Genomic DNA, 21,456 nt, shown 5'->3' on the forward strand with positions numbered 1-21,456 from the left:
TCGCGTTGAGTATTTACGATCAATTTTTTAACACAAGATTAGTCGTGCTAACAGATCATTTTAAAAATAATAAAAGAGGATTTTCATCCTCTTTATAAATTTAGTTCACCACTAGGCAAGCGGATTCTACCTGTAACTGTATATTGAAGATAACTGTTTCTGCATAGAAATTTATAACCGCAAAACAACAATAATATCAACAACATCAGCAACTACTTTCAGGCTGCTAAAGACAACACTGAAAGCATAAACAGGCTAGCTACCAGAGCGGTAATTAGGCGCTTCTTTAGTGATCGCTACATCATGCACGTGGCTTTCGCCCATACCGGCACTAGTAATCTTCACAAACATCGCTTTAGTGTTCATCTCATGAATGGTTGCACAACCCGTAAGACCCATTGAAGAGCGTACACCGCCCATCTGCTGATGAATGATCTCTTTTACTTTACCTTTATATGCAACGCGACCTTCAATACCTTCAGGTACTAATTTGTCAGCTGCATTATCGCTTTGGAAGTAACGATCCGATGAACCTTGAGACATCGCGCCTAAAGAACCCATACCACGGTATGACTTGTATGAACGACCTTGGTATAAAATGATTTCGCCTGGAGATTCTTCCGTACCTGCAAACATACTACCCATCATTACACATGATGCGCCCGCTGCGAGTGCTTTGGCGATATCACCAGAGAAACGAATACCACCATCGGCAATAACTGGAATACCAGTACCTTCAAGTGCTTCAACTGCATCTGAGATAGCTGTGATTTGCGGAACACCAACGCCTGTTACGATACGTGTCGTACAGATTGAACCTGGGCCGATGCCCACTTTAACTGCGCTACAACCAGCAGCAACTAATGCTTTAGCACCGTCACCCGTTGCAACATTACCACCGATAATTTGTAGATCTGGGTAGCTTGCGCGTGTTGCTTTAATGCGATCTAAAACGCCTTGAGAGTGGCCGTGTGAAGAATCGATTAACAGTACGTCAACGCCCGCTTCAACTAACGCATCAATACGCTCTTCGTTACCAGCACCAGCGCCTACAGCAGCACCAACACGTAAACGACCTAATTCGTCTTTACATGCATTTGGTTTACGTTCTGCTTTACGGAAATCTTTAACCGTGATCATGCCTTTAAGCTTAAAGTTATCATCAGTTAATAATACTTTTTCGATACGTTTCGCGTGCATTAACGCTTCGATTTCATCACGAGGTGTATTTGGTTTTGCAGTCACTAGATCTGCTTTACCTGTCATTACCGCAGAAACAGGTTTTGCTAAATCCGTTTCAAAAAGTACATCACGACCAGTAATAATACCAACTAGTTCGCCCGATGCTTCTACCACTGGGTAACCAGCAAAGCCATGCTGCTCTGTTAATTCTTTAATTTGGCCTAATGTTGTTTCAGGAGAAACGGTAACCGGCGCTGCAACCACACCACTTTCGTGAATTTTAACTAAACGAACTTGTTCAGCTTGCACTTCGATTGACATGTTTTTGTGGATAAAACCGATACCACCCTCTTGAGCTAGAGCAATTGCAAAACGCGCTTCAGTTACAGTATCCATCGCAGCAGACAAAATTGGAATGTTCATTTGGATGGTTTGTGTTAGTTGCGTTTTTAAATCCGCAGTGTTTGGAAGTACAGTCGAATGAGCTGGTACTAGTAATACATCATCAAAAGTTAATGCATCTTTGGCAATTCGTAGCATTTGCAATATCTCACTTATAGTTGGGAGGATTGTTCATTACCCAATAATCTATTGGGTATGATATTGCGGATGGATTTTAATCGTTTTGTGACGTAAGCACAATTAAAAAATTACATTTCATACATTCTTTTTATTTTGTGGTTAATAGCAGACAGAATCGATTAATCTGTCATTGGCAACAAGTAGCAAATCAATGTTAATATTGGCTTCTATTTCTCTGTCAGTGAAGCACCTATGAACTCTCAAAACAGTAATATATATAGTGTCAGTAGCCTCAACCGTGCTGCTAAGTCACTTTTAGAGACCGGCCTAGGTGTTATCTGGTTATCGGGTGAAATTTCCAACCTCACTATCGCTGTTTCCGGACATTGGTATTTCACGCTAAAAGATCACAGTGCCGCAGTACGCTGCGCGATGTTTAAGGGTAATAATCGTCGTACCGGTTTTACACCAACGCATGGTCAGCAAGTATTAGTCCGTGCGAAGCTAAGCCTTTATGAAGCGCGTGGCGACTATCAACTGATCGTTGAGAGCATGCAACCTGAAGGTGATGGATTATTAAAGCAGCAGTTCGAACAGCTTAAATGTCAGTTAGCGGCCGACGGCCTTTTTTCTGAGCAGCATAAAAAACCATTACCGCAAATCATCAAACGCGTTGGTATTATCACCTCCTCAACAGGTGCCGCATTGCACGATATTTTAAGTGTGCTTAAGCGTCGAGATCCGCGTTTACAGGTAGTGATCTACCCAAGCCAAGTGCAAGGTGCAGGCAGTGGTGATTCCGTTGCCGCACAAATAGCACTGGCTAATCAGCGTGAAGAGTGTGATCTGTTAATTGTTGGTCGTGGTGGTGGTTCATTGGAAGATTTGTGGTGTTTTAATGAAGCAGTCGTCGCACACGCTATTTTTAATAGCCAATTACCTATCATTAGCGCAGTCGGTCATGAGATAGATGTCACGATCAGTGATTTTGTTGCCGATGTACGCGCAGCAACGCCCTCTGCCGCCGCTGAATTAGTAAGCCAAAATAAAGCCTTTGTCAGCACCCAACTAGATACACTGGTGAACCGCTTAAAAGCAGCGATGCAGTCGAGCCTACACCGTCAACAACATCAACACGCATTGCTTAATGAAAAACTGCTAACTCAAGATCCAAAACATAAGCTACAACAGCAAACATTAGTGTCTGATGAACTGAGTTTACGATTGCAACACGCAATGAGTGCACTCCTTAATCGCAAACAACAACGTCAGAATCACCTGACTTCAGGGCTCATGCAACATAGCCCAGAACAAACGGTTAATCTTGAATTACAAAAACAGGCACAATTAAAAACACGCTTAAAAAATGCGATGCACAATAAACTCAAGCAGAGCGAAACAGACCTACAAAACAATATAAGCCAACTGAATACAGTGAGTCCATTAGCAACGCTAGCGCGTGGTTATGCGATCGTAAAAGATGACAAAGGCAGAGTGACTACCGATGCTAGTAAATTGAATAGTGGTGATCAGGTTGAAGTGCGATTAGATAAAGGGCTGTTTAAGGCGCAGGTGATTTAAAACAGCTGTTAGCGGTTAGCTTTCAGTTGTCAGTAAAAGTGCATTAAAACTGATAGCTGACAGCTAAAAACTGATCGCTGCTGTTAATCAAAGGTCTGCATTCGGTAGATAATGCGATCGTTGCCGCGGAACAGACCAAACTCCACATAGCCTTTAATGCAATCATTTAATCCCGCATTAGCACCTTTACATTCAACTTCATTGCCGCTATCCAATAACCAAGGCGCAACGCTATGCAGTTCGATAAAGTAGTTCATTTTTCCACGTAGTTGAGGAGCAGAAAACTCAAAATGGCTTTGCCCAGAAATTAGAGGGGAATTTAAAATGGTTAAATTTGTTTTTGCCGTTATATCATTTTCCGTTCCCGCTAGTGTTTCTTTCTCTACTTGTGTTGCAACTAGGGTTGTACAGTCATCACGTTTAAAAGGAACAAACTGAGTACCATCAAAATAGGTGGCTTCAACGAGGGTTCGTATCGATTGAAACTCACTGCCGTGACCATTACCCGCTTGCAGTCTGCCATGGACGATATCGTTTAAGTCTCCGAGCAAACACTGATCTATGAAAGCAGAAGAAAATTCATTACACGAAGTCTCACTGTCAGTTTTTAGTTGCTCACCATCCACACCGGTTAATTTTATAAAATAATCAATAGCACTATTATCATCGATTAGGAAAGGCCCTTGCGCAGTAGTTCTATCTCGATCTACTCCGATATATGATGGGGAAAGCGTAAACACACCTCCACTCCAATCACTTTTCGAGTAATAATTAACTGCGGGAGATAGCTTTTCTTGCAATACTGATAACTCATCATTGCTTTGGTCTCGCGCAAACTGCTCAAAGCTTTCGGCAACAGGGTAACCAAAGCTATCATCATAGTTTAAAGTGGTGTCTGTCGCCCCCTGTGGGTGTGCTGTTAGTTTATAAGTAACCCCTATCTCCTCTTGGCCTAAATAACTAAAATCACCTGAATCACTAGAACAACTTGATATTGCAATAAAACTATCAGCGGTAAGCGCTAGATAATCTGGAAAAAAACGCCCTACCGTTGTCAGAATGTTATTATCACCTGCATCTTTTTCCGCGTTAATATGGTTACCTGCCACTAAGTAATTTTTCCCCTCTGCATATAAATCAATACTGCCGACTTCGCTATAAGCAAGTCTCGGAGAATTTTTTGATGATGCTGTCGTTTTGAATGTAGGTGATGAAGCACCGCTAGGTGAATATAATGTACCTAATTCGCCAGAGGTAGGAAAAACAAGTTGTGGGGTGACTTCAATTACATCACCGTCATCACTGCCATTGTAAAAGTTTGGTGCTGTTGATGTACACCCTATAGAATTATCACAATCAATTAATGCCTGTATCGTTACCGTAAATGTATCGACAGCATCAGCAATCCCACCTGTGTAGTTAGTATAACTAGCCCGAATAAACCCATCTCCGATCCCTTTGGTACTCGGGTTACTTATTGGGTTACCAGTATTGTCTGTATAACCATTTATATTGGAAATTTTTATTGCAAAGGGGTTAACGATAGTTTGTGCACTGCCCGTTATGGAAGGGTTATCGACATCTACAACATTGATATTTATTTTCCCTGCGTCTGGGTAATTAACACCGACAGTTGCCTCTCCAAGCAAAAACACTAAGGCTAAATTAACTGGGTCGCTATTTATAGGTAATGGCTGTGTTGTTTCCATTTCGTTGTTATCTTTATCTGCATAGATAATTTGCACCTCTGTTGCAGAGCTATTTGGCGTTACATAATCAGAATTAAATGCAATACTCGAGGGATTATAAGACTCACAAACATTACTTTCATCGGCTTTAATTGCTGTAAGCTTAAGGCTGAACTCTTTGTTAGCTGTGTTAATACAATGGCTAACACCACTTGTATCAGAGATATTTTTATCACACTCTAACGTCGTTTTAATTAAAGCGGGGTGAAAAGTAATCTCTTCTGAAGTCGTACTAATTCCCCCTTCATTTACTGTTACAGTGAGTTTTTCATTAGCGGTTGGATTAGATAACCCTAGCGTCGCAGAGCCTTTATCATCTTCATCAAACGAGTAAGTCGCCTCTCCATTGCCTTTATCAGTCAATATCCCTTTCGCGCCCATGGTACTCCAAGTTGTTAAAACAGAAGCTTGCTCTGCTTTTAAAGTGACTTCTTTAGCATAACTTTCAATCAAATCACCATCAGCATTTTCCACTCTTATTGTTACGGCATGAGGCTCACAAGTTAATGCATCGCTGTTAGTAATAATTTCAAAACGATATTCATCGGGGGAAGGAGGGGATGTACCTGGACACTGCCCGTCTGTAATTTGCGCAAACTGTTTTAATTCAATCAAACCTTCCGAGTAAACCGTTCCATTTACCGTTGCCGAGTTTTTAAGCTCGACATCACCAGTTGCATAAATATTGCCATTGAAAATACTGCGATTATTGAGTGTCACGGTTCCATCAACATATAACCCGTCATAACCACTCGGAACCGTATACTCATCTCCCTGACCTAGCCTAAAATAATTATCAGGTTCAATTTTATAATTACTTAAATCTGGTGCAATATCACAAATATTTTCTGTCGGTGGATTACCATCCCACGGTTGGGAGCAATCTTCACCAACAAATATATTGTCGTAAGAAATATTAGAACCATCATCTATATCTGTATCATCGACTCCTGATTTACCACAAATTTTACCATTCTGTTTAGAGACATCACCAATTAAATAAACAACACCATCTGCGACGACATCACCATTAGGAATTGTAGCCCCATCTTTTAATGTAATATTTCCCTCGGCGTAGACATGCCCATTTTGTACTGTTCCCGCTTCGATAATAATATTACCACCAGCATCAATATTATTATTAACCCTAGAACCAGCTTTCAACGTAATATCGCCATCAGCGGAAACACTACCATTTTGCACTGTTGCGTCTTCGATAATGACATTACCACCAGCCGTAACACTATTATTAACTAGAGCCCCATCTGTTAAAGTGATATTTCCTCCAGCTGAGATATTACCATTCTGCGCAGTTCCCCCTTCGATAATGATATTACCACCAGCCGTAATATCATTAGCGACTATTGCCCCATCAGTTAACGTAACATTTCCATCTGCATTTATACCGCCATTTTGTACCTTAGCATTATTACTAATAGTCACATTACAATAACCATTAATGCTCCCATTATGTGTAGTACTTTCTGGAACCGTTAGGTCATTACCAGGAATATCACAATTATCAGCATAAACATTAGAAATAAAAAACAGACAAAAAAAACACAGAATAATTTTAAAAGGATTCATCATAAACTCACTGCCTCAACAGTAATTTGGCGACGGGTAACGGTTTGTGCATTTTCACAAACGGCTGTGCTGACGACTTGGTAACGGGTTGGCAGGCTTGCAGAGGCCTCGGGTTTAAGTATCTGGCATTGATATGCGGCGCTGCAGCCGTGGAAACCGTCATCATCACTCAGTGTAACTGTTATATCGATTGGATCAGACTCACTGCAATTAGTTTCATTAGCAGTTGTGCTGCCTAGAGGGAACAAGTCTACCAAAGCGATCTCACTTGCTGAATAAGCACTCAAATAGGCACGCGCGGCATACACTTCATAACTTGTGCCCTTTGCACTGTCACGTTGCAGGGAAACTAACGCGGCGCCCACCAGCGAGATAATAATAATCACAAAAATGGCGAGTACGATCGCACTGCCCTGCTGTTTTTTGCATATATTTTTATGGGACATTATTAACATGCAACGTTTGTTCAATTGGCACCTCCTGCCCATCAAAATCTAGCATAAAAGTGACCTTGGCTAAGCCGTTTCGCTGTAGGGTTGGCTCAAATACCAAGAAATCTCCCTCAATATTATTCGCCATTAGACTGCCATCTGAGAAGCAATCTTCAGCTAACCTAAGTTCTTTTGAAGAATTAAAATAGTAACTTTTACTGTCTCGAATAATATACAAGCGCTTACTGGGAGAACCGAGAGGAAAGCTCACTGCATTTGCAAAGCTGATTGTTTCGCCATCAACCTCACTAATAGGCTGTACCTTATTCGAGGTTAACTCGTCCGCCTGTAATAAATAAACCACCGCTTTGTCGCCATCTTCAAAGCTGTAATCATCGATACTAGCGATCCCTGCGGTTGAGCTACTAAAGGGGGAGATAGGAAAATCATAATCGTAAAGCGTACTTTTAATAATTGGTGTATAGGTTAAACACTGACCACTATAAGAGACGATAAGGCTATTAGGCAGTGCGTTTAAAATATCACGACGCAGACGTTCCATCACAAAGCGGGTGCTATTTAGCTCTCTATCGCGTTCGCTAATATCGGTATAGATACCGATTCCCGTGGCGATATAACTACTGGTGGCAATACCTATCGCAGCTAAAACAATAATAACAATCACCAACTCAATGAGGGTGAAACCTTGCTGCTTTAATCTCATTAATAGTTTCCTTTTAATGCGCTAAAGCGGATCTCTTCGTTACTTGGTGTTTTAATGATAACCACGAGTTTTTTGGCTCTATCATCAACTACACCGACATCCGTAGATATTTTTACCACTTCGATTTTGACAGAATAGTTTGTATATTGATCGGGTAAAAGATTGCCTAAAACATCACCATAAGCCACAGCAGGAATAAAAACAGCAATACGGCCGTTATCACCCAAATAGGTAATAAAATCATCTACATCGTTAAAGTCTTGGTGTTTTTTAAGTGTCTCACTCCCATCTCGACCCAATGTAGTGGAGCAGGCACTGTCAACCACTTCGATAGGCCAACCCTCACCACATCGATATAAGCCACCATTGTGGTCAGAGTTTTCATCGTAACTACGTGAAAGCATATTTTGCATAATGCTTTGTCCAAGTTGAGAAGCACGCAATCGATATAAGGGTTCGAGTGCATCTTTGCTTTGTGAAATCAGCATGGTATTCATGATCATCATCGCAACGGCCAGCACCACAATACCAACAACGAGTTCAACTAAGGTAAAGCCTTTAGCGGTAAACTTACTGCGCATGGATAAAGCCCTCAGTTTCGATTGTAATAGACAATCCGTTATCGCCATCAATAGTGATGCTATTATCCCCCTCGACTAACTTCCCCTGAAGATCAAAACGATATTTTTTAGTATCAAGCATACCCGTTGGAAATTTGACGGGTGCAAACTCATTATAACTCTCGTTATTACAAACACTCCCCTGAGAAGGGTTAGCGCAACTGCCACCTGATTTACTAGTATGTTCATTATAAAAACAGTCACTTTTTACCACTAGCCAATAACAGGCATTTTTGCTGGCGTCATCTTTCGGGTCGGCATTCATGCCCTGCAGTTGTACTAAGCGCAAACGCGCGATCAATTGGTCACGCACGGTATAATCTTCAAAACTGGTACGGTTAACAAACTTAGGCACAGCAACCACCGCTAACACAGCTAATACAATGATCACTACCACCAATTCAATCAGTGTAAAACCTTGGTTTAAGCGTTTATCGAATAACCCCATTGATGTTTGACCCTAAAGTAAAGAAAACTGTTAAATGAGTTTACAAGTATAAGAAATATTTACGGTTGTTTCGAGATAAAGTGAATTTTTTAGTGTTTCAGAAACAAAAAATCCCACAAATTTGTGGGATTTTTATTTACCATAGCAGTTATGTTTCTAACTAACAGTCAGTATCATTTACAGTTATTGTTGGGCGAGCAGGCGATGTTCCTAATGTGTACGAAACATTACATTTAGCAGGATTATAAGTTGCAGCAGCACTTGAGGCATAAAAGTACATTGGACCTGTTGCTGTAGTACCATCAGTGGTGTACCAATCATTAGTACTTAAGTCAATTACAGAACCAATACCTGCAGACGTCGCGGTCGGGTAGCCATAAACAACTGGCAGATCTTTAGTATCATTATCATTAATATCAATAAATGTAGAGGCCAATTTCTCAACACCATCAATCGCTGCTTTTGAATAAGTTAATGTCGCACCGCCTTCAAGCGCTGCTTTAACGCCTTTCAATGCAGAAACACGCGCATCACTTTGCAAATCAATAAATTTAGGCACGGCAACCGCAGCTAAAATACCTAAAATAATAATTACGATCACTAATTCAATTAATGTAAAACCACTTGCTTTTTTCATATTACTCTCCAAATTTTAAAAAATAATTAACAGCCAGTATCAGTGACTTCTATTTCAGGACGAACTCCGACAGTCGTTGGTGGCTCATAAGAAACATTACATGTTGCTTGAGAAGCTGATGAATCAACTGAGAAAATAAGAACACCTGTACCGTCTGCTGCAGAAGTCCAATCACCTGAGCTTAATTCAATCGCATCAAATATTCCCGCTACAGTTGGGTAACCAAACTTGCTCATTACACCACTTTTTGTAGGTGTTGCAGTTGAACTCTTTTCAATCCCCTGAATAGCAGCTTGTGAATAAGTCAATGTTGCACCGCCCTCTAATGCCGCTTTAACACCTTTTAACGCTGACGCTCGTGCATCACCTTGTAAATCGATAAACTTTGGCACGGCTGTTGCAGCTAAAATACCTAGAATAATAATTACGATAACTAATTCAATTAACGTAAAACCTGACTGTTTTCTCATTTTCCTACCTTAAATTTATATTAACAGTGACTAAGAATAGACACTTAATTTTAAAAAAATACATTTAACTGCGATTATGAACAATTATTTAGCAATCATCAACTTTTGCATCAATTAAAGGACGTTTACCTTGTCTGGCAGCACTGTATTCGACTCTACATTCCACCGTTGCAAGAGCACCTGATGCAGTAATAATTAAAGGGCTACTTGTTGTTTCAGGACTAACCGCCCAATCAAGCTCACTTAATTCAATCGCCTTGATAATCCCGCCGACTGTTGCTGCTGGGTAACCATACACAAGTTCAACCCCCTCTCGAGTACTTTTTCCTGTGGATGTTTTTTCAATCCCTTCAATAGCCGCCTGTGCATAGGTTAAGCTTGCACCGCCTTCTAGCGCTGCTTTCACGCCATATAATGAAGATGCACGTGCGTCACCTTGCAGGTCAATAAACTTCGGCAACGCAGTGGCCGCTAAAATACCGAGAATAATAATAACAATAACCAGTTCAATTAATGTAAACCCCGACTGTGGCTTCATTGCCGTAACTCCATGAGTAAATAACTTCGCAAAATGCAAAAAAAGCGAGATAAAATGAATCGCCTAGTCTACACAAGCAATTTACACGCCAAGTTAAAATGATAATGAAAATCATTTATTGACAGACAGCTAATTGAATGAGAAAGAGAAACCATTCAATATGTTATGTCAAAAAACAATATGAGAACATATCATTTTTTTAATATAAAAAAAGCCCTTACCTATCCATTTTTTAATTTACTAGGTCAAATTTTTAGCATATTGCGTATTGATCATTAAATGGGTAATCTGCAGCTAAGCTTTGGCAAATGCTAAAGCACAAAATAATAAAACTATTAGTAATTATCAGTTTTTTAAAAAGGAATATTTATGAAACGAGAACAATGGGGATCCCGAGCCGGGTTTATCCTCGCAGCCGTCGGTTCTGCAATCGGCTTAGGTAACATTTGGCGCTTCCCTTATATGGCTTATGAGAATGGGGGCGGAGCGTTTTTCATCCCTTACCTATTTGCTATGTTAACCGCCGGCATTCCCTTTATGATCATGGAATTTGGTATGGGCCACAAATATCGTGGTGCAGCACCGCGTGTATTTGCACGCTTGAACAGCAAGTTTGAATGGCTAGGTTGGTTCCAAGTGATGCTTGCAGCAATTATTGCGGTTTATTATGTTGCCGTTATTGGTTGGGCTATCTCCTACTTTAATATGTCATTTACACAAAGCTGGGGCTCAGATACTAATGCTTACTTTTTTAGTGAGTTCCTACAACTAGGTGGTGATAATGGTCCGAGTAAATTAGGTTCGATTCAGTGGCATATTGCAATTCCTATGGCGATTGCATGGGCGATTACCTTCGCAGCAATTTTCACCGGTGTTAAAGGTGGTATTGAACGCGCAAGTAAAATCATGATGCCTTTACTGTTCCTGATGGTGATTGCGCTGATTGCGCGTATGATCATGCTACCGGGTGCACTAGATGGCCTGAATTACCTTTTCGAACCTGATTTTAGTAAAATTGCGGATCCTAAAGTGTGGTCAGCGGCTTATGGTCAGATATTCTTCACCCTGAGTGTCGGCTTCTCAATCATGCTTGCCTACTCAAGTTACCTACCTGAAAAATCAGACATCACTAATAACGCGTTTATGACGGTATTGATTAACTGTGGTTTCTCTATCATCGCAGGTATCTTAATTTTTGCTATTTTAGGTAACATGGCACACGAACAAGCAAAACCATTAACCGAGGTTGTTTCATCGGGTGTGGGTCTTGCATTTGTGACTATTCCTTCTGCGATTAACCTCTTACCAGCGCCTTATATTTTGGGTCCGGTATTCTTCTTTGCATTAGTGATTGCAGGCCTAAGCTCGCATATCTCTATTATTGAAGCGGTAACATCAGCGTTTATCGATAAATTAAACTTATCACGCAAAGTGGCCGCATCTTTGGTGTGTGGTATCGGCTTTGTGGTATCGATGTCATTTGCAACCAATGGCGGTCTATTACTGTTAGACCTAGTTGATTACTTCATGAATAACATTGCACTGTTAGCAAGCTGTTTGATTGAACTATTGATTATGGGCTGGATTATCAAACTTTCTGATATCCATAAACATGTAAACAATATTTCTGAATTCACTATCGGTAACTGGTTTGAGATCTGCTTGAAGTTTATCAGCCCACTCTTCCTATTGGTGATTTTAGGCACAAATATTTATACCACGATAACGGAAGGTTACGGCGGTTACTCAACCTCAGACTTAATGATGTTAGGCTGGGGATTAGTTGCTGCGATGTTGGTGAGTGCTGTTTTAATCAACAAAGCAAGTAAAAATAACACACAGGAGAGTTAAGATGACAACTGGTGCAATTATAATGATGGTTCTGGGGTTAGGGATCACTTGGGGAGGCGCAGCCTTCTGTATTCGCAAAGCGATGAACGCGAATAAAGCCGAATCGTAGAACGAAGAAATAAAAATGCTGAATCATAGGCAAGATAGCGAATCTGCTATCTTGCCTAATTCCTACCCTGAAATATTCCCCCCATTACCTCCAACACGCATCTCGATTAATTGACAAAAAAATAATTTACATCAAGTTTATTCTCTAAGTTTTAAGTAATCTATTTAAACCATCTACTGATAAGGAGATTAAGGGGTGATAAACAAGACATTTTTTTTGTGTGTGGCAGCTGCACTCTTACCAACAATAGCAAATGCAACACCTAGCGATGCTCAGCAACATGAGCAAGTCTCAGATAAAGTCATTGCAGATCAACGCTTCAAATTATCACTTCAGTCGACGAGCAAAGGGTTTGGACCGCAAGCTCCTCGTGATATCGACACCATCAAAGGAAATAACAAGCGTATTTCTAGTCCTGCACCACCCTACACCTCAATGAATCTTTGTAATATACATTTCCATAAAAATGCAGAGCATAAAGGTGGTGAGTTTACCAAGTATGCTGGTAACGGAGATGGGCACGGTTATAACACCGGCTTTGTTTATTCAGGGACATTAACGAAAGCTGAATTGGCCCCATTAAAACATGCAATTGGTGTGAGCAAACATGCTGGCCTTAATTCCGGTGACACGATAGAAGTACATTACGTGTATTCAACCGCGCTAGTACAACCAGGCCCAACATTAATCGCCTGCTTAGATGACGCAATAACTAATCCACAACTGCGTGTAGAAACACAGGTTTATGTTCTCGTGAATGATCGCAATGCGTTAGATTTTTCAACCTTAACAGAATTTGCTATGAGAGCGGGTTATCACCAAGCCCTTCATATTCCCAATAATACAGGGGTAGCAGTTCAATATGCAGGCTCAACAACAGGCCCAAGTTATAATGAAAAAGCGTCTCCTTTTCAGGTTACCTGGAACGTTCGACCTAAGGTTGCCAAAGTTAATATTAAGAGTGTCGGTAAATGGTTAGAAAGTAATGCTTTTAATGAAAATCATGCCCATGCTGTGCGTAATTTAGTGGTTAACCCATCGTTATTGTCTAGCCGTTAAAGGGCTGATAAATTAGTGAGCAGAGATTACCCAATAAAAATACTCACTAACAGCAGAGAGACTTATAGCAATAACCATGTTCGGTTGTTGGTATCAATAAAGAGGGTAATGCTCCCCCCTCTTTTCCGCGTCTATTTTTGTAAGATAATAAACAATTCAACAGCAGCAATAACAAAAAAAACACAGGTTAATGATTGCCAAAACTGCACAGGATTTCGCTCTAATAAAGAGGTAGGCAAGATCTGTTTTTGAATGGTTTTATTAACCGGGTAGAGGTCGTTAACAAATTCACTCATTGCACCATATCGCTTTGTGGGTAATGGGTTAGCGCCTTTCTTTAGTGCAGCATCCAACCAGTTAGGTAACTCTTCTCTAAACTGCTGGATCGGGCGATACTGCCATTGCGCAGCACGCGCTTTCTCTAATGACTGCGATGTACTTGGTTGGTAAGGTAATTCACCGGTTAATAATTCATAAGCAATAACCGCAATAGAGAATAGATCCGAAAGAGAGGTGGCTTTATTTTCATTAAGGTACTCAGGGGCAATATAGTCGAGTGCGCCTAATGGTACTTCACTTGGGACTGCGGGAGATATTTCATCGAGCCCATCAATCTGTACGGTACCAAAATCAATAAGAGTTATGGTGCCGTTTTCAGAAATCATAATATTTTCTGGTTTCAAATCACGATGTACCATCGATGAACGCTGTAATACACGTGTTGCTGAGACGACTTTTTTTATAATATCGCGTACTACATCGAGGGATGGTTCTGGGTTTTCCTGCATCCAAACACGTAATGAAATGCCCTGCACATGTTCACAGATATGATAGAGAAAAAGCGAATTAGGATCACGCGGAAAAATCCCCATAATACTCGGGTGCGTTAATTTTTGACCGACCCACTGCTCCTTACAAAATCCCTCGAGGTAAGCACTATCATCAATAAAATTTAACGACGGCATCTTTAAAATATGTTGTCTATCGTTGTACTTATCTGTCGCCAGATAAACATGACTGCGGGCACCTTGATGGACGATTTTATCTATTTTAAACCCGTCTATTTCGTTACCAATTTCTAAAGCGGGCGGAATAGTCAGATTAATGGAGTTTTTAAATAACTCCCCTACATCGGAGTTGGGTAGGTTAGTAACTTTGAGCAATAAGCAGGTTAAGTTATCCGCACTGCCTTTTTTAATCGCTTCATGAGAAATGGTTGTTGCGCTTCGCTCTAATGAAGAGACAGTACTTTCCCTTTCAGTATGTGGCGATAATTGTTTACTTAATTCATCTTTAGATAACCAATCATGGATGCCATCACTGCTCAGTAAGAAGATATCACCGCGTTGTAATGTACAGGTTTGATAATCGATATCGACATTGCAATCCATGCCTAATCCGCGCGTTAATACGGTTTTTTTAGCGTATAAACTACGTGCATGATCATGGGTCAGTTGTTTGAGAACACCATCTCGGTAACGATAAATTCGGCTATCACCAATATGGAAGATATGTGCTGTAGTAGATTTGAAAATGATACTGCTGAAGGTGGTGATTAAACCGTTATGGCGTAAATCTCCTTTGCTATGGTGGTATAACCAACCATTCAATGAATTTAATACCTTACTCGCAGAAAGCTTAACACTCCAACTTTCTGCGGTGCAGTAATAATCATTGATAAATTGAGTAACGCTAGTCTGGCTCGCCTGCTGTCCGTTATTGCTACAACTAACACCATCAGCCACACTTGCGACAATACCTTTATATTTTTTTTCAGAGTATGAAGTGGGCACCTTAACCGCAAACGCATCTTGATTGACTTCACGTACCCCTGCATCAGAAAACCCACCAATACAAAGCTCAAGTTGTGCTTGCGATTTTTTAGTCAATTTCATTCCCTAATTATTACCTATCAAGACTTAAAGTTTTTATAAAAATGGTAAATGCTCAGGGCTAAGCTATTTATGCTAAGTGCAAGGCGTAAAAGCGCAGTTTGCTCCTGCAAATGAGCATTTTTCAACGACGCAATTAGCTTAAATAGCAACGACCTGAGCAATTATTTGCTAATGTGAGCCTACATCTATCATAGTCACACTACCATCTTCGTTCACTTCAGCGATCTGGCCCTTAGGTTCAGTCATAAACAGTAATGTAACCAGTCCACCAAATGCAGTCACAGCAATCACATAGAAGAACGTTTGGTAGTCTACAAATGATAAAACCGTTAAGTAAACAACCGCGCCAACATTACCGTAAGCCCCAGTCATCCCTGCAATTTGTCCTGTCATGCGACGTTTAATTAGGGGGACTGTTGCAAATACAGCACCTTCACCCGCTTGCACAAAGAAAGAACATAACATTGCAGCAGCAACGGCAACCCAAAGCGTCCAACCGCCATCAATTTGTGCCATTAATAGGTAACCTAATGCCAAACCAGCAGTAAGAATAATTAATGTTGATTTACGACCAAACTTATCAGAGATCCAACCGCCACCAGGGCGCGACACTAAGTTCATAAAGGCGTAAGCTGAAGCCACCATACCAGCCATAACCGGTGTTAATTCAAAAGTATCGAGGAAGAATAACGGTAACATAGAAACAACCGCTAATTCTGAGCCAAAGGTAGCAAAATAAAGGATATTTAACACCGCAACTTGTTTGAATTTATACTGGTGCATCTCTGGTACAGGAGTCGTAAATATCGATTTATTAACTTTCCAAACCTGAGACCATTCATAAAGATAGAGTGTGAATAAGCCTGCATAAATTGCGTAAGTCACGGTGATCGAAATCATATCAATATTTGCAGGTGATAATTTCCAAGCAAGCAATGCAAGTGCAGCATACATTGGGATTTTCATCAGTAGTAACAGAAAGAAATCACCTTTTGATGTTACTTCCATCGCCGTTAAATTAGCTGGTTTAAAGTAAGTAGAACCTTTTGGAGTATCGGTTATGTTTACATAAAAAATGAAAGCAAATACTAGGCTAATTACACCTGTTAATGCCATTGCATAACGCCAGCCATCTTCGCCACCAAACATCAATGCAATCGTCGGTAATGTAAATGCAGCAGCTGCACTACCAAAGTTACCCCAACCACCATAAATGCCCTCAGCAGTTCCTAATTCATTATGCGGAAACCATTCAGACACTAAACGAATACCGATAACAAAACCTGCACCAATAAAACCTAATGCAAAACGCGCAATCGCCGCTTGGATAAAGGTTTCTGACAGTGCAAAGGCAAAACAAGGAATCGCACAAAGTGCTAATAAAGCGGAATATACGGCACGTGGACCATAGCGGTCGGTTAGTGAACCAACAATAACACGTGCAGGAATAGTGATAGCGACGTTTAAAATAAGCAGTGTCTTAATCTCTTCGGTAGTTAACCCTAAGCTCTCTTTCACTGCGTGTAATAAAGGTGCGAAGTTAAACCAAACAGCAAAGGTAATAAAGAATGCCATCCAGCTTAAATGTAGTGTTTTCATCTTCCCTGAAAAAGAAAAAATATTAAACGATGATTTACTCATAAAAATCCCTATTAAAAAAGCTCATCATTGAGCCTCATTTTTGAAAGCTAAGTCGTTAACTTAGTTTCTGTAAACACTCATCATTGAGTCTTTACTTCGTGGAAGCGGTCTATTGAACTCGCTTCTTGAAGGCTCTACATCGAGCCTATTAAATTGCATACCAAATGCTTAACTTGCTTCTTTTAGCAGTACTTGTTCATTCTCAACACGCACATCAAAAGTTTTAAGCTTATGCACTTCTGAGTCTAAACATTCCCCAGTCGCTAAATTAAAACGTTGCTTTAATAAGGGAGAGGCAACATAAGTGATCTCTTCCGTTGAGCCCATTAGGCCACGCGACAATACATTCGCTTCACCAAAGGGGTCAAAGTTAGCAATCGCATAAACATTGTCGCTACGCTTACACAAAAAGATGGCCACTTGTTGGTCATTAAATTGTGCGCACGTACCACCATTAGGAGTTAAATCTTTAACTGAACAAATCTCAGTCCATGTGCTGTTATTTGATGTTTCCATTTGTTACTCCTTATTACACTAATTCAGTAATTTTGATTTCGTCTTTTAACAGTGGGAAGCGTTGCTCTCTTTCCACTTTGAATTTAAGCCCTGTATCAACCTCTTCACTATTCACATAATGCTTAAAACGTTTCAGTTTTTCTGGACTTTGAATAGTTGTTTTCCATTCACATTGGTAGTTACCAATATTGCTCTCCATTTCAGTTTCTAGTTCTGCATTGATATTTAACGAGTCATTAATAACAACCTCTCTTAAGTATTCAACGCCACCTTCCATATTCTCTAACCACACTGAAGTACGCTGTAAACGGTCTGCAGTACGGATGTAGAACATGTAGATACGATCAATATAGGTGCGTACTTGTTCATCGGTTAAATCAGAGGCAAACAGGTCACCATGGCGAGGACGCATACCCCCGTTACCAGCAACAAAAAGGTTCCAGCCTTTATCCGTTGCAATTAACCCAAAGTCTTTACCCTGAGCCTCAGCACATTCACGCGTACAACCAGACACACCGAATTTCACTTTATGCGGAGAACGTAAACCTTTGTAACGATTTTCAAGTTCAATCGCAAAACCAATACTATTTTTAACCCCGTAACGACACCAAGTGCTGCCAACACAAGACTTCACCGTACGTAATGATTTACCGTAGGCATGCCCTGTTTCAAAACCGGCATCAACTAATTTTTCCCAGATAGCCGGTAATTCATGTAACTGTGCGCCAAACAGGTCGACACGTGCCCCACCGGTAATTTTTGTATAAAGGTCGAATTCTTTAGCCACTTGACCGATTGCAATCAATCCGTCCGGCGTCACTTCACCACCAGCAATACGTGGCACAACAGAGTAAGTACCATCTTTTTGCATGTTACCTAAGTAAATATCGTTAGTATCTTGTAGCTCAATATGAGCATCTTCTAGGATGTATTCATTCCAGTAAGAGGCAAGAATATTACCCACCGCTGGTTTACAAATTTCACAGCCTAAACCCTGTCCACATTCAGTTAATAATGCATCAAAGTTTTTAATTTTCTTAACGCGGATAATGTCAGCAAGTTCTTGGCGAGAATAAGCAAAATGCTCACAGATATCTTTCTTCACTTCAAAACCAAGATTAGCCAATTCGCTATCTAATACTTGTTTCGCTAATGCAGAACAACCACCACAACCTGTCGCAGCTTTAGTTGATGCTTTAAGCTCGCCCATGCTCGTACAACCCGCGGCTACGGCTTCTTTAATATCACCTTTGCTGACATCAAAACATGAACAGATAGCTGCAGTGTCTGGCAGTGCATCAACACCTAAACCAGCTGACTCTTCATCACCTGAACTTGGCAGAATAAGGACGCTAGGATTAGCAGGTAGGTCCATATCATTAAGCATTAATTGTAATAACGAACCGTAGGCATCAACATCACCAACGAGTACCGCACCAATTACTTTTTTACCGTCCGCAGAAACCGTTAAACGTTTATAAACTTGTTCAATTTCATCATTGTAAGTATAAGATTGTGCGCCCGGTGTTTTACCGTGTACTTCACCAATACTGGCTACATCAACACCTAGTAACTTCAACTTGGTACTCATATCGGCACCCGTAAAGGCTAAACCGCTATCACCTTTAATATGTGCAGCTGCAACTTTCGCCATTTGGTAACCCGGTGCAACAAGACCAAAAATGAAGTTTTCCCACAATGCACATTCGCCAATCGCGTAAACATCTTCAACACTGGTTTGACAGTGATTATCAATCACAATACCGCCACGCTCACCAATCGTAAGACCAGAAGAGCGCGCTAATTCATCTTGAGGGCGAATACCCGCAGAGAAGATAATCGTATCGGTTTCTAAAAAGCTACCATCGGCAAAGTTCATGCGGTAACGACAAGTTTCGCCAGCAACAATTTCAGTAGTCGCTTTTCCTGTATGCACGTTTACACCGAGATCTTCTATTTTACGACGTAACAGCGCACCGCCACCTTCATCTAATTGCACCGCCATCAAGCGGGGTGCAAACTCTACAATGTGTGTTTCTAAACCAAGGTTAACCAGTGCATTACCCGCTTCAAGACCGAGTAATCCTCCACCTATAACAACACCCACCTTACTCTTCTGACCTGACTCTGTGATCGCTTCAAGATCATCAATAGTACGGTATACATGACAATGTTCTTGGTCGTTACCAGGGATTGGTGGTACGAATGGAAATGAACCGGTTGCTAGCACTAATTTGTCGTAAGCTTCAACACGACCACTTGCGGTGATCACTTGTTTGTTAGCAAAATCTAACTCAACAACTTTATCGCTAAGCACAAAATTAATGCCGTTTTCTTGATAGTAGGTTTCATCGGTAAGGGCTAAATCTTCAGCCGTTTTACCTGAAAAGAAGTAACTGAGTTGCACACGATCATAAGCAAGACGAGATTCTTCTGAAAAAGTGATCACCTCGTAATCAACGCTGTCGTCAGTAATGATAGAGTCAATGAACTTATGCCCTACCATTCCGTTGCCCACTACAATAATTCTTTGTTTACTCATGATCGTTATTCCTTTAATGATGCTTTGGTTAATTCTTTAATGTTAATTAAGCTGATAATTGCTTTATCACGCTATCTATATTGCTGTGCTGCTCTACCCATTGAAGTTGCTCTGCAAGTGCGACTACCTTGCCAACCATAATCAATGAAGGGGATTTGATTTGATGTTTATTCACTAACGAAGCAAGTTGCTCAAGCGTACCTGTAATAACCCGTTGCTCAGGGCAACAGCCATTTTCAATAAATGCGACTGGGGTATTAATATCTAATCCAGCTTTAGTGAGTTGTGTTTCGATGAGTTCTGCTTTGCTTAGTCCCATATAAAAAACTAATGTATGGTCCAAGTTTGCTAATGCTTGCCATTTAATAGAAAGCTCTTTTTCAGCATGCGCGGTTACAAAAGTACAACCTTGAGATAAACCGCGATGTGTTAATGGAATGCCAGCATAACTACTACAACCTGCAGCGGCAGTAATACCCGGTACAATTTCAACCTGTACACCCATCGCTTTCAGTTCTAAGACCTCTTCCCCACCACGACCAAAGACAAAAGCATCGCCACCTTTTAAGCGGCACACATTCAGCCCTTGTGATGCTTTTTGTTTTAAAAGTTGATTAATTTCGGATTGTGTTGAGCTATGAAAACCTTTCATTTTTCCAACGTAATGGGTTTCAGTTTTTAGGGGAAATAGAGCGCGTATCTCTTCACTTACCAAGTTGTCATAAATAATCACATCGGCTTGCTCAATAACACGTAGTGCTTTAACAGTGAGCAGATCTGGGTCACCTGGTCCTGCACCAACCAATGATACATAACCCAAATGATGATTAAGCTGATCGGTATTTTGATGTTGTTTAGGTTTTGTATTAGCAGAGCGGCTACTGCTTGAAGGCAATACAACAACATCACTTATATTTTTTTTAAATACCATAATCAGCCCTACTTCTGTGGTAACTAAAACAACGCCATTGTTGTTTCATCATAATTTATTAATAGATTCACGAGTAATAGAGCAAAGGCAGTGCCAACATAATAAAAAACATCAAAATAAACAAAACAACAGAGAAAATACAATAGCTTAAGCATCCTTAAAGCTCATTATTTGTGATTTCAAAAGCGCTCACAGCAATCTAATGTTAAGCAAATGTTAAACTTAAGTGCAGTGACGCACCAAAGCTGTGCGCAAAATGAACTAAACAGGACTAATCAATATTCAAGAAAGTAAAAACGACCATTTTCATTAAAAAAAAATTAACCTTAACCATTGATTGCAATGGGTTAAATAAATAATCACCAATAAATAATGATTATAAAAACGAGTTGGTGCGGTCTTTGCTCTATATATAGGAATGATT

The 21,456-nt window shown here is 40.5% G+C and carries 18 protein-coding genes; 4 read left to right on the top strand and 14 right to left on the bottom strand.

Features of this window, described 5'->3' with window-relative positions:
• Positions 1 to 255 precede the first annotated feature (255 nt).
• On the bottom strand, positions 256 to 1,722 hold the full coding sequence (gene guaB, locus QQK09_RS16825; protein ID WP_284205331.1) for an IMP dehydrogenase: 1,467 nt from the start codon (positions 1,720 to 1,722) through the stop codon (positions 256 to 258).
• A gap of 234 nt (positions 1,723 to 1,956) precedes the next feature.
• Here guaB and xseA point away from each other — a divergent pair, with 234 nt between their 5' ends.
• Positions 1,957 to 3,285, top strand: a complete 1,329-nt coding sequence (gene xseA / locus QQK09_RS16830) for an exodeoxyribonuclease VII large subunit (protein ID WP_284205332.1) — start codon at positions 1,957 to 1,959, stop codon at positions 3,283 to 3,285.
• 83 nt (positions 3,286 to 3,368) lie between these two features.
• On the opposite strand, the gene QQK09_RS16835 is transcribed toward xseA, so the two are convergent.
• From QQK09_RS16835 to QQK09_RS16870, 8 genes are all read right to left on the bottom strand, one after another.
• A complete protein-coding gene (locus QQK09_RS16835) occupies positions 3,369 to 6,623 on the bottom strand; it encodes a DUF6701 domain-containing protein (RefSeq protein WP_284205333.1) in 3,255 nt (1,084 codons plus the stop codon).
• Positions 6,620 to 7,066, bottom strand: coding sequence for a hypothetical protein (locus QQK09_RS16840; RefSeq protein WP_284205334.1), 447 nt, complete (start codon positions 7,064 to 7,066; stop codon positions 6,620 to 6,622). The genes QQK09_RS16835 and QQK09_RS16840 overlap by 4 nt, the downstream gene beginning before the upstream one ends.
• Entirely contained in the window at positions 7,056 to 7,775 is a 720-nt protein-coding gene (locus QQK09_RS16845) for a PulJ/GspJ family protein (protein ID WP_284205335.1), read from the bottom strand. The genes QQK09_RS16840 and QQK09_RS16845 overlap by 11 nt, the downstream gene beginning before the upstream one ends.
• A complete protein-coding gene (locus QQK09_RS16850) occupies positions 7,775 to 8,356 on the bottom strand; it encodes a type IV pilus modification PilV family protein (RefSeq protein WP_284205336.1) in 582 nt (193 codons plus the stop codon). Before QQK09_RS16850 ends, QQK09_RS16845 begins: the two co-directional genes overlap by 1 nt.
• Complete coding sequence (locus QQK09_RS16855) at positions 8,346 to 8,843, bottom strand: prepilin-type N-terminal cleavage/methylation domain-containing protein (protein ID WP_284205337.1); 498 nt, start codon at positions 8,841 to 8,843, stop codon at positions 8,346 to 8,348. Before QQK09_RS16855 ends, QQK09_RS16850 begins: the two co-directional genes overlap by 11 nt.
• Positions 8,844 to 9,003: 160 nt before the next feature.
• Positions 9,004 to 9,480 carry a prepilin-type N-terminal cleavage/methylation domain-containing protein gene (locus QQK09_RS16860; RefSeq protein ID WP_284205338.1) on the bottom strand — a complete coding sequence of 159 codons (477 nt, stop codon included), beginning with the start codon at positions 9,478 to 9,480 and terminating at the stop codon, positions 9,004 to 9,006.
• 26 nt (positions 9,481 to 9,506) lie between these two features.
• Positions 9,507 to 9,950, bottom strand: a complete 444-nt coding sequence (locus tag QQK09_RS16865; protein WP_284205339.1) for a prepilin-type N-terminal cleavage/methylation domain-containing protein — start codon at positions 9,948 to 9,950, stop codon at positions 9,507 to 9,509.
• 88 nt (positions 9,951 to 10,038) lie between these two features.
• Complete coding sequence (locus QQK09_RS16870; RefSeq protein WP_284205340.1) at positions 10,039 to 10,488, bottom strand: prepilin-type N-terminal cleavage/methylation domain-containing protein; 450 nt, start codon at positions 10,486 to 10,488, stop codon at positions 10,039 to 10,041.
• Between the two features lie 369 nt (positions 10,489 to 10,857).
• Here QQK09_RS16870 and QQK09_RS16875 point away from each other — a divergent pair, with 369 nt between their 5' ends.
• The 3 genes from QQK09_RS16875 (at position 10,858) to QQK09_RS16885 (ending at position 13,507) form a co-directional block, all read left to right on the top strand.
• Positions 10,858 to 12,339 carry a sodium-dependent transporter gene (locus QQK09_RS16875; protein ID WP_284205341.1) on the top strand — a complete coding sequence of 494 codons (1,482 nt, stop codon included), beginning with the start codon at positions 10,858 to 10,860 and terminating at the stop codon, positions 12,337 to 12,339.
• Position 12,340: 1 nt separating this feature from the next.
• Positions 12,341 to 12,448 (top strand): MetS family NSS transporter small subunit, encoded by a 108-nt coding sequence (locus QQK09_RS16880; protein WP_284205342.1) that lies wholly within the window; start codon positions 12,341 to 12,343, stop codon positions 12,446 to 12,448.
• 195 nt (positions 12,449 to 12,643) lie between these two features.
• Positions 12,644 to 13,507 (top strand): delta-class carbonic anhydrase, encoded by an 864-nt coding sequence (locus QQK09_RS16885; RefSeq protein ID WP_284205343.1) that lies wholly within the window; start codon positions 12,644 to 12,646, stop codon positions 13,505 to 13,507.
• Positions 13,508 to 13,638: 131 nt separating this feature from the next.
• Here the strand turns inward: QQK09_RS16885 and QQK09_RS16890 are convergent, their stop codons facing one another.
• The 5 genes from QQK09_RS16890 to cobA all read right to left on the bottom strand — a co-directional run bounded on the left by QQK09_RS16890 (position 13,639) and on the right by cobA (position 21,032).
• Positions 13,639 to 15,396: a bifunctional protein-serine/threonine kinase/phosphatase gene (locus QQK09_RS16890; RefSeq protein WP_284205344.1), complete on the bottom strand. Its 1,758-nt coding sequence runs from the start codon at positions 15,394 to 15,396 to the stop codon at positions 13,639 to 13,641.
• Between the two features lie 174 nt (positions 15,397 to 15,570).
• Positions 15,571 to 17,043 carry a NarK family nitrate/nitrite MFS transporter gene (locus tag QQK09_RS16895; RefSeq protein WP_284205345.1) on the bottom strand — a complete coding sequence of 491 codons (1,473 nt, stop codon included), beginning with the start codon at positions 17,041 to 17,043 and terminating at the stop codon, positions 15,571 to 15,573.
• A gap of 168 nt (positions 17,044 to 17,211) precedes the next feature.
• Complete coding sequence (nirD, locus tag QQK09_RS16900) at positions 17,212 to 17,559, bottom strand: nitrite reductase small subunit NirD (RefSeq protein WP_284205346.1); 348 nt, start codon at positions 17,557 to 17,559, stop codon at positions 17,212 to 17,214.
• Positions 17,560 to 17,572: 13 nt separating this feature from the next.
• Positions 17,573 to 20,101, bottom strand: a complete 2,529-nt coding sequence (gene nirB / locus QQK09_RS16905; RefSeq protein ID WP_284205347.1) for a nitrite reductase large subunit NirB — start codon at positions 20,099 to 20,101, stop codon at positions 17,573 to 17,575.
• Positions 20,102 to 20,147: 46 nt separating this feature from the next.
• Entirely contained in the window at positions 20,148 to 21,032 is an 885-nt protein-coding gene (cobA, locus tag QQK09_RS16910) for a uroporphyrinogen-III C-methyltransferase (RefSeq protein ID WP_284205348.1), read from the bottom strand.
• Positions 21,033 to 21,456: the final 424 nt, after the last annotated feature.

Source organism: Psychromonas marina (genome assembly GCF_030161115.1).
GTDB classification, from domain to species: domain Bacteria; phylum Pseudomonadota; class Gammaproteobacteria; order Enterobacterales; family Psychromonadaceae; genus Psychromonas; species Psychromonas marina.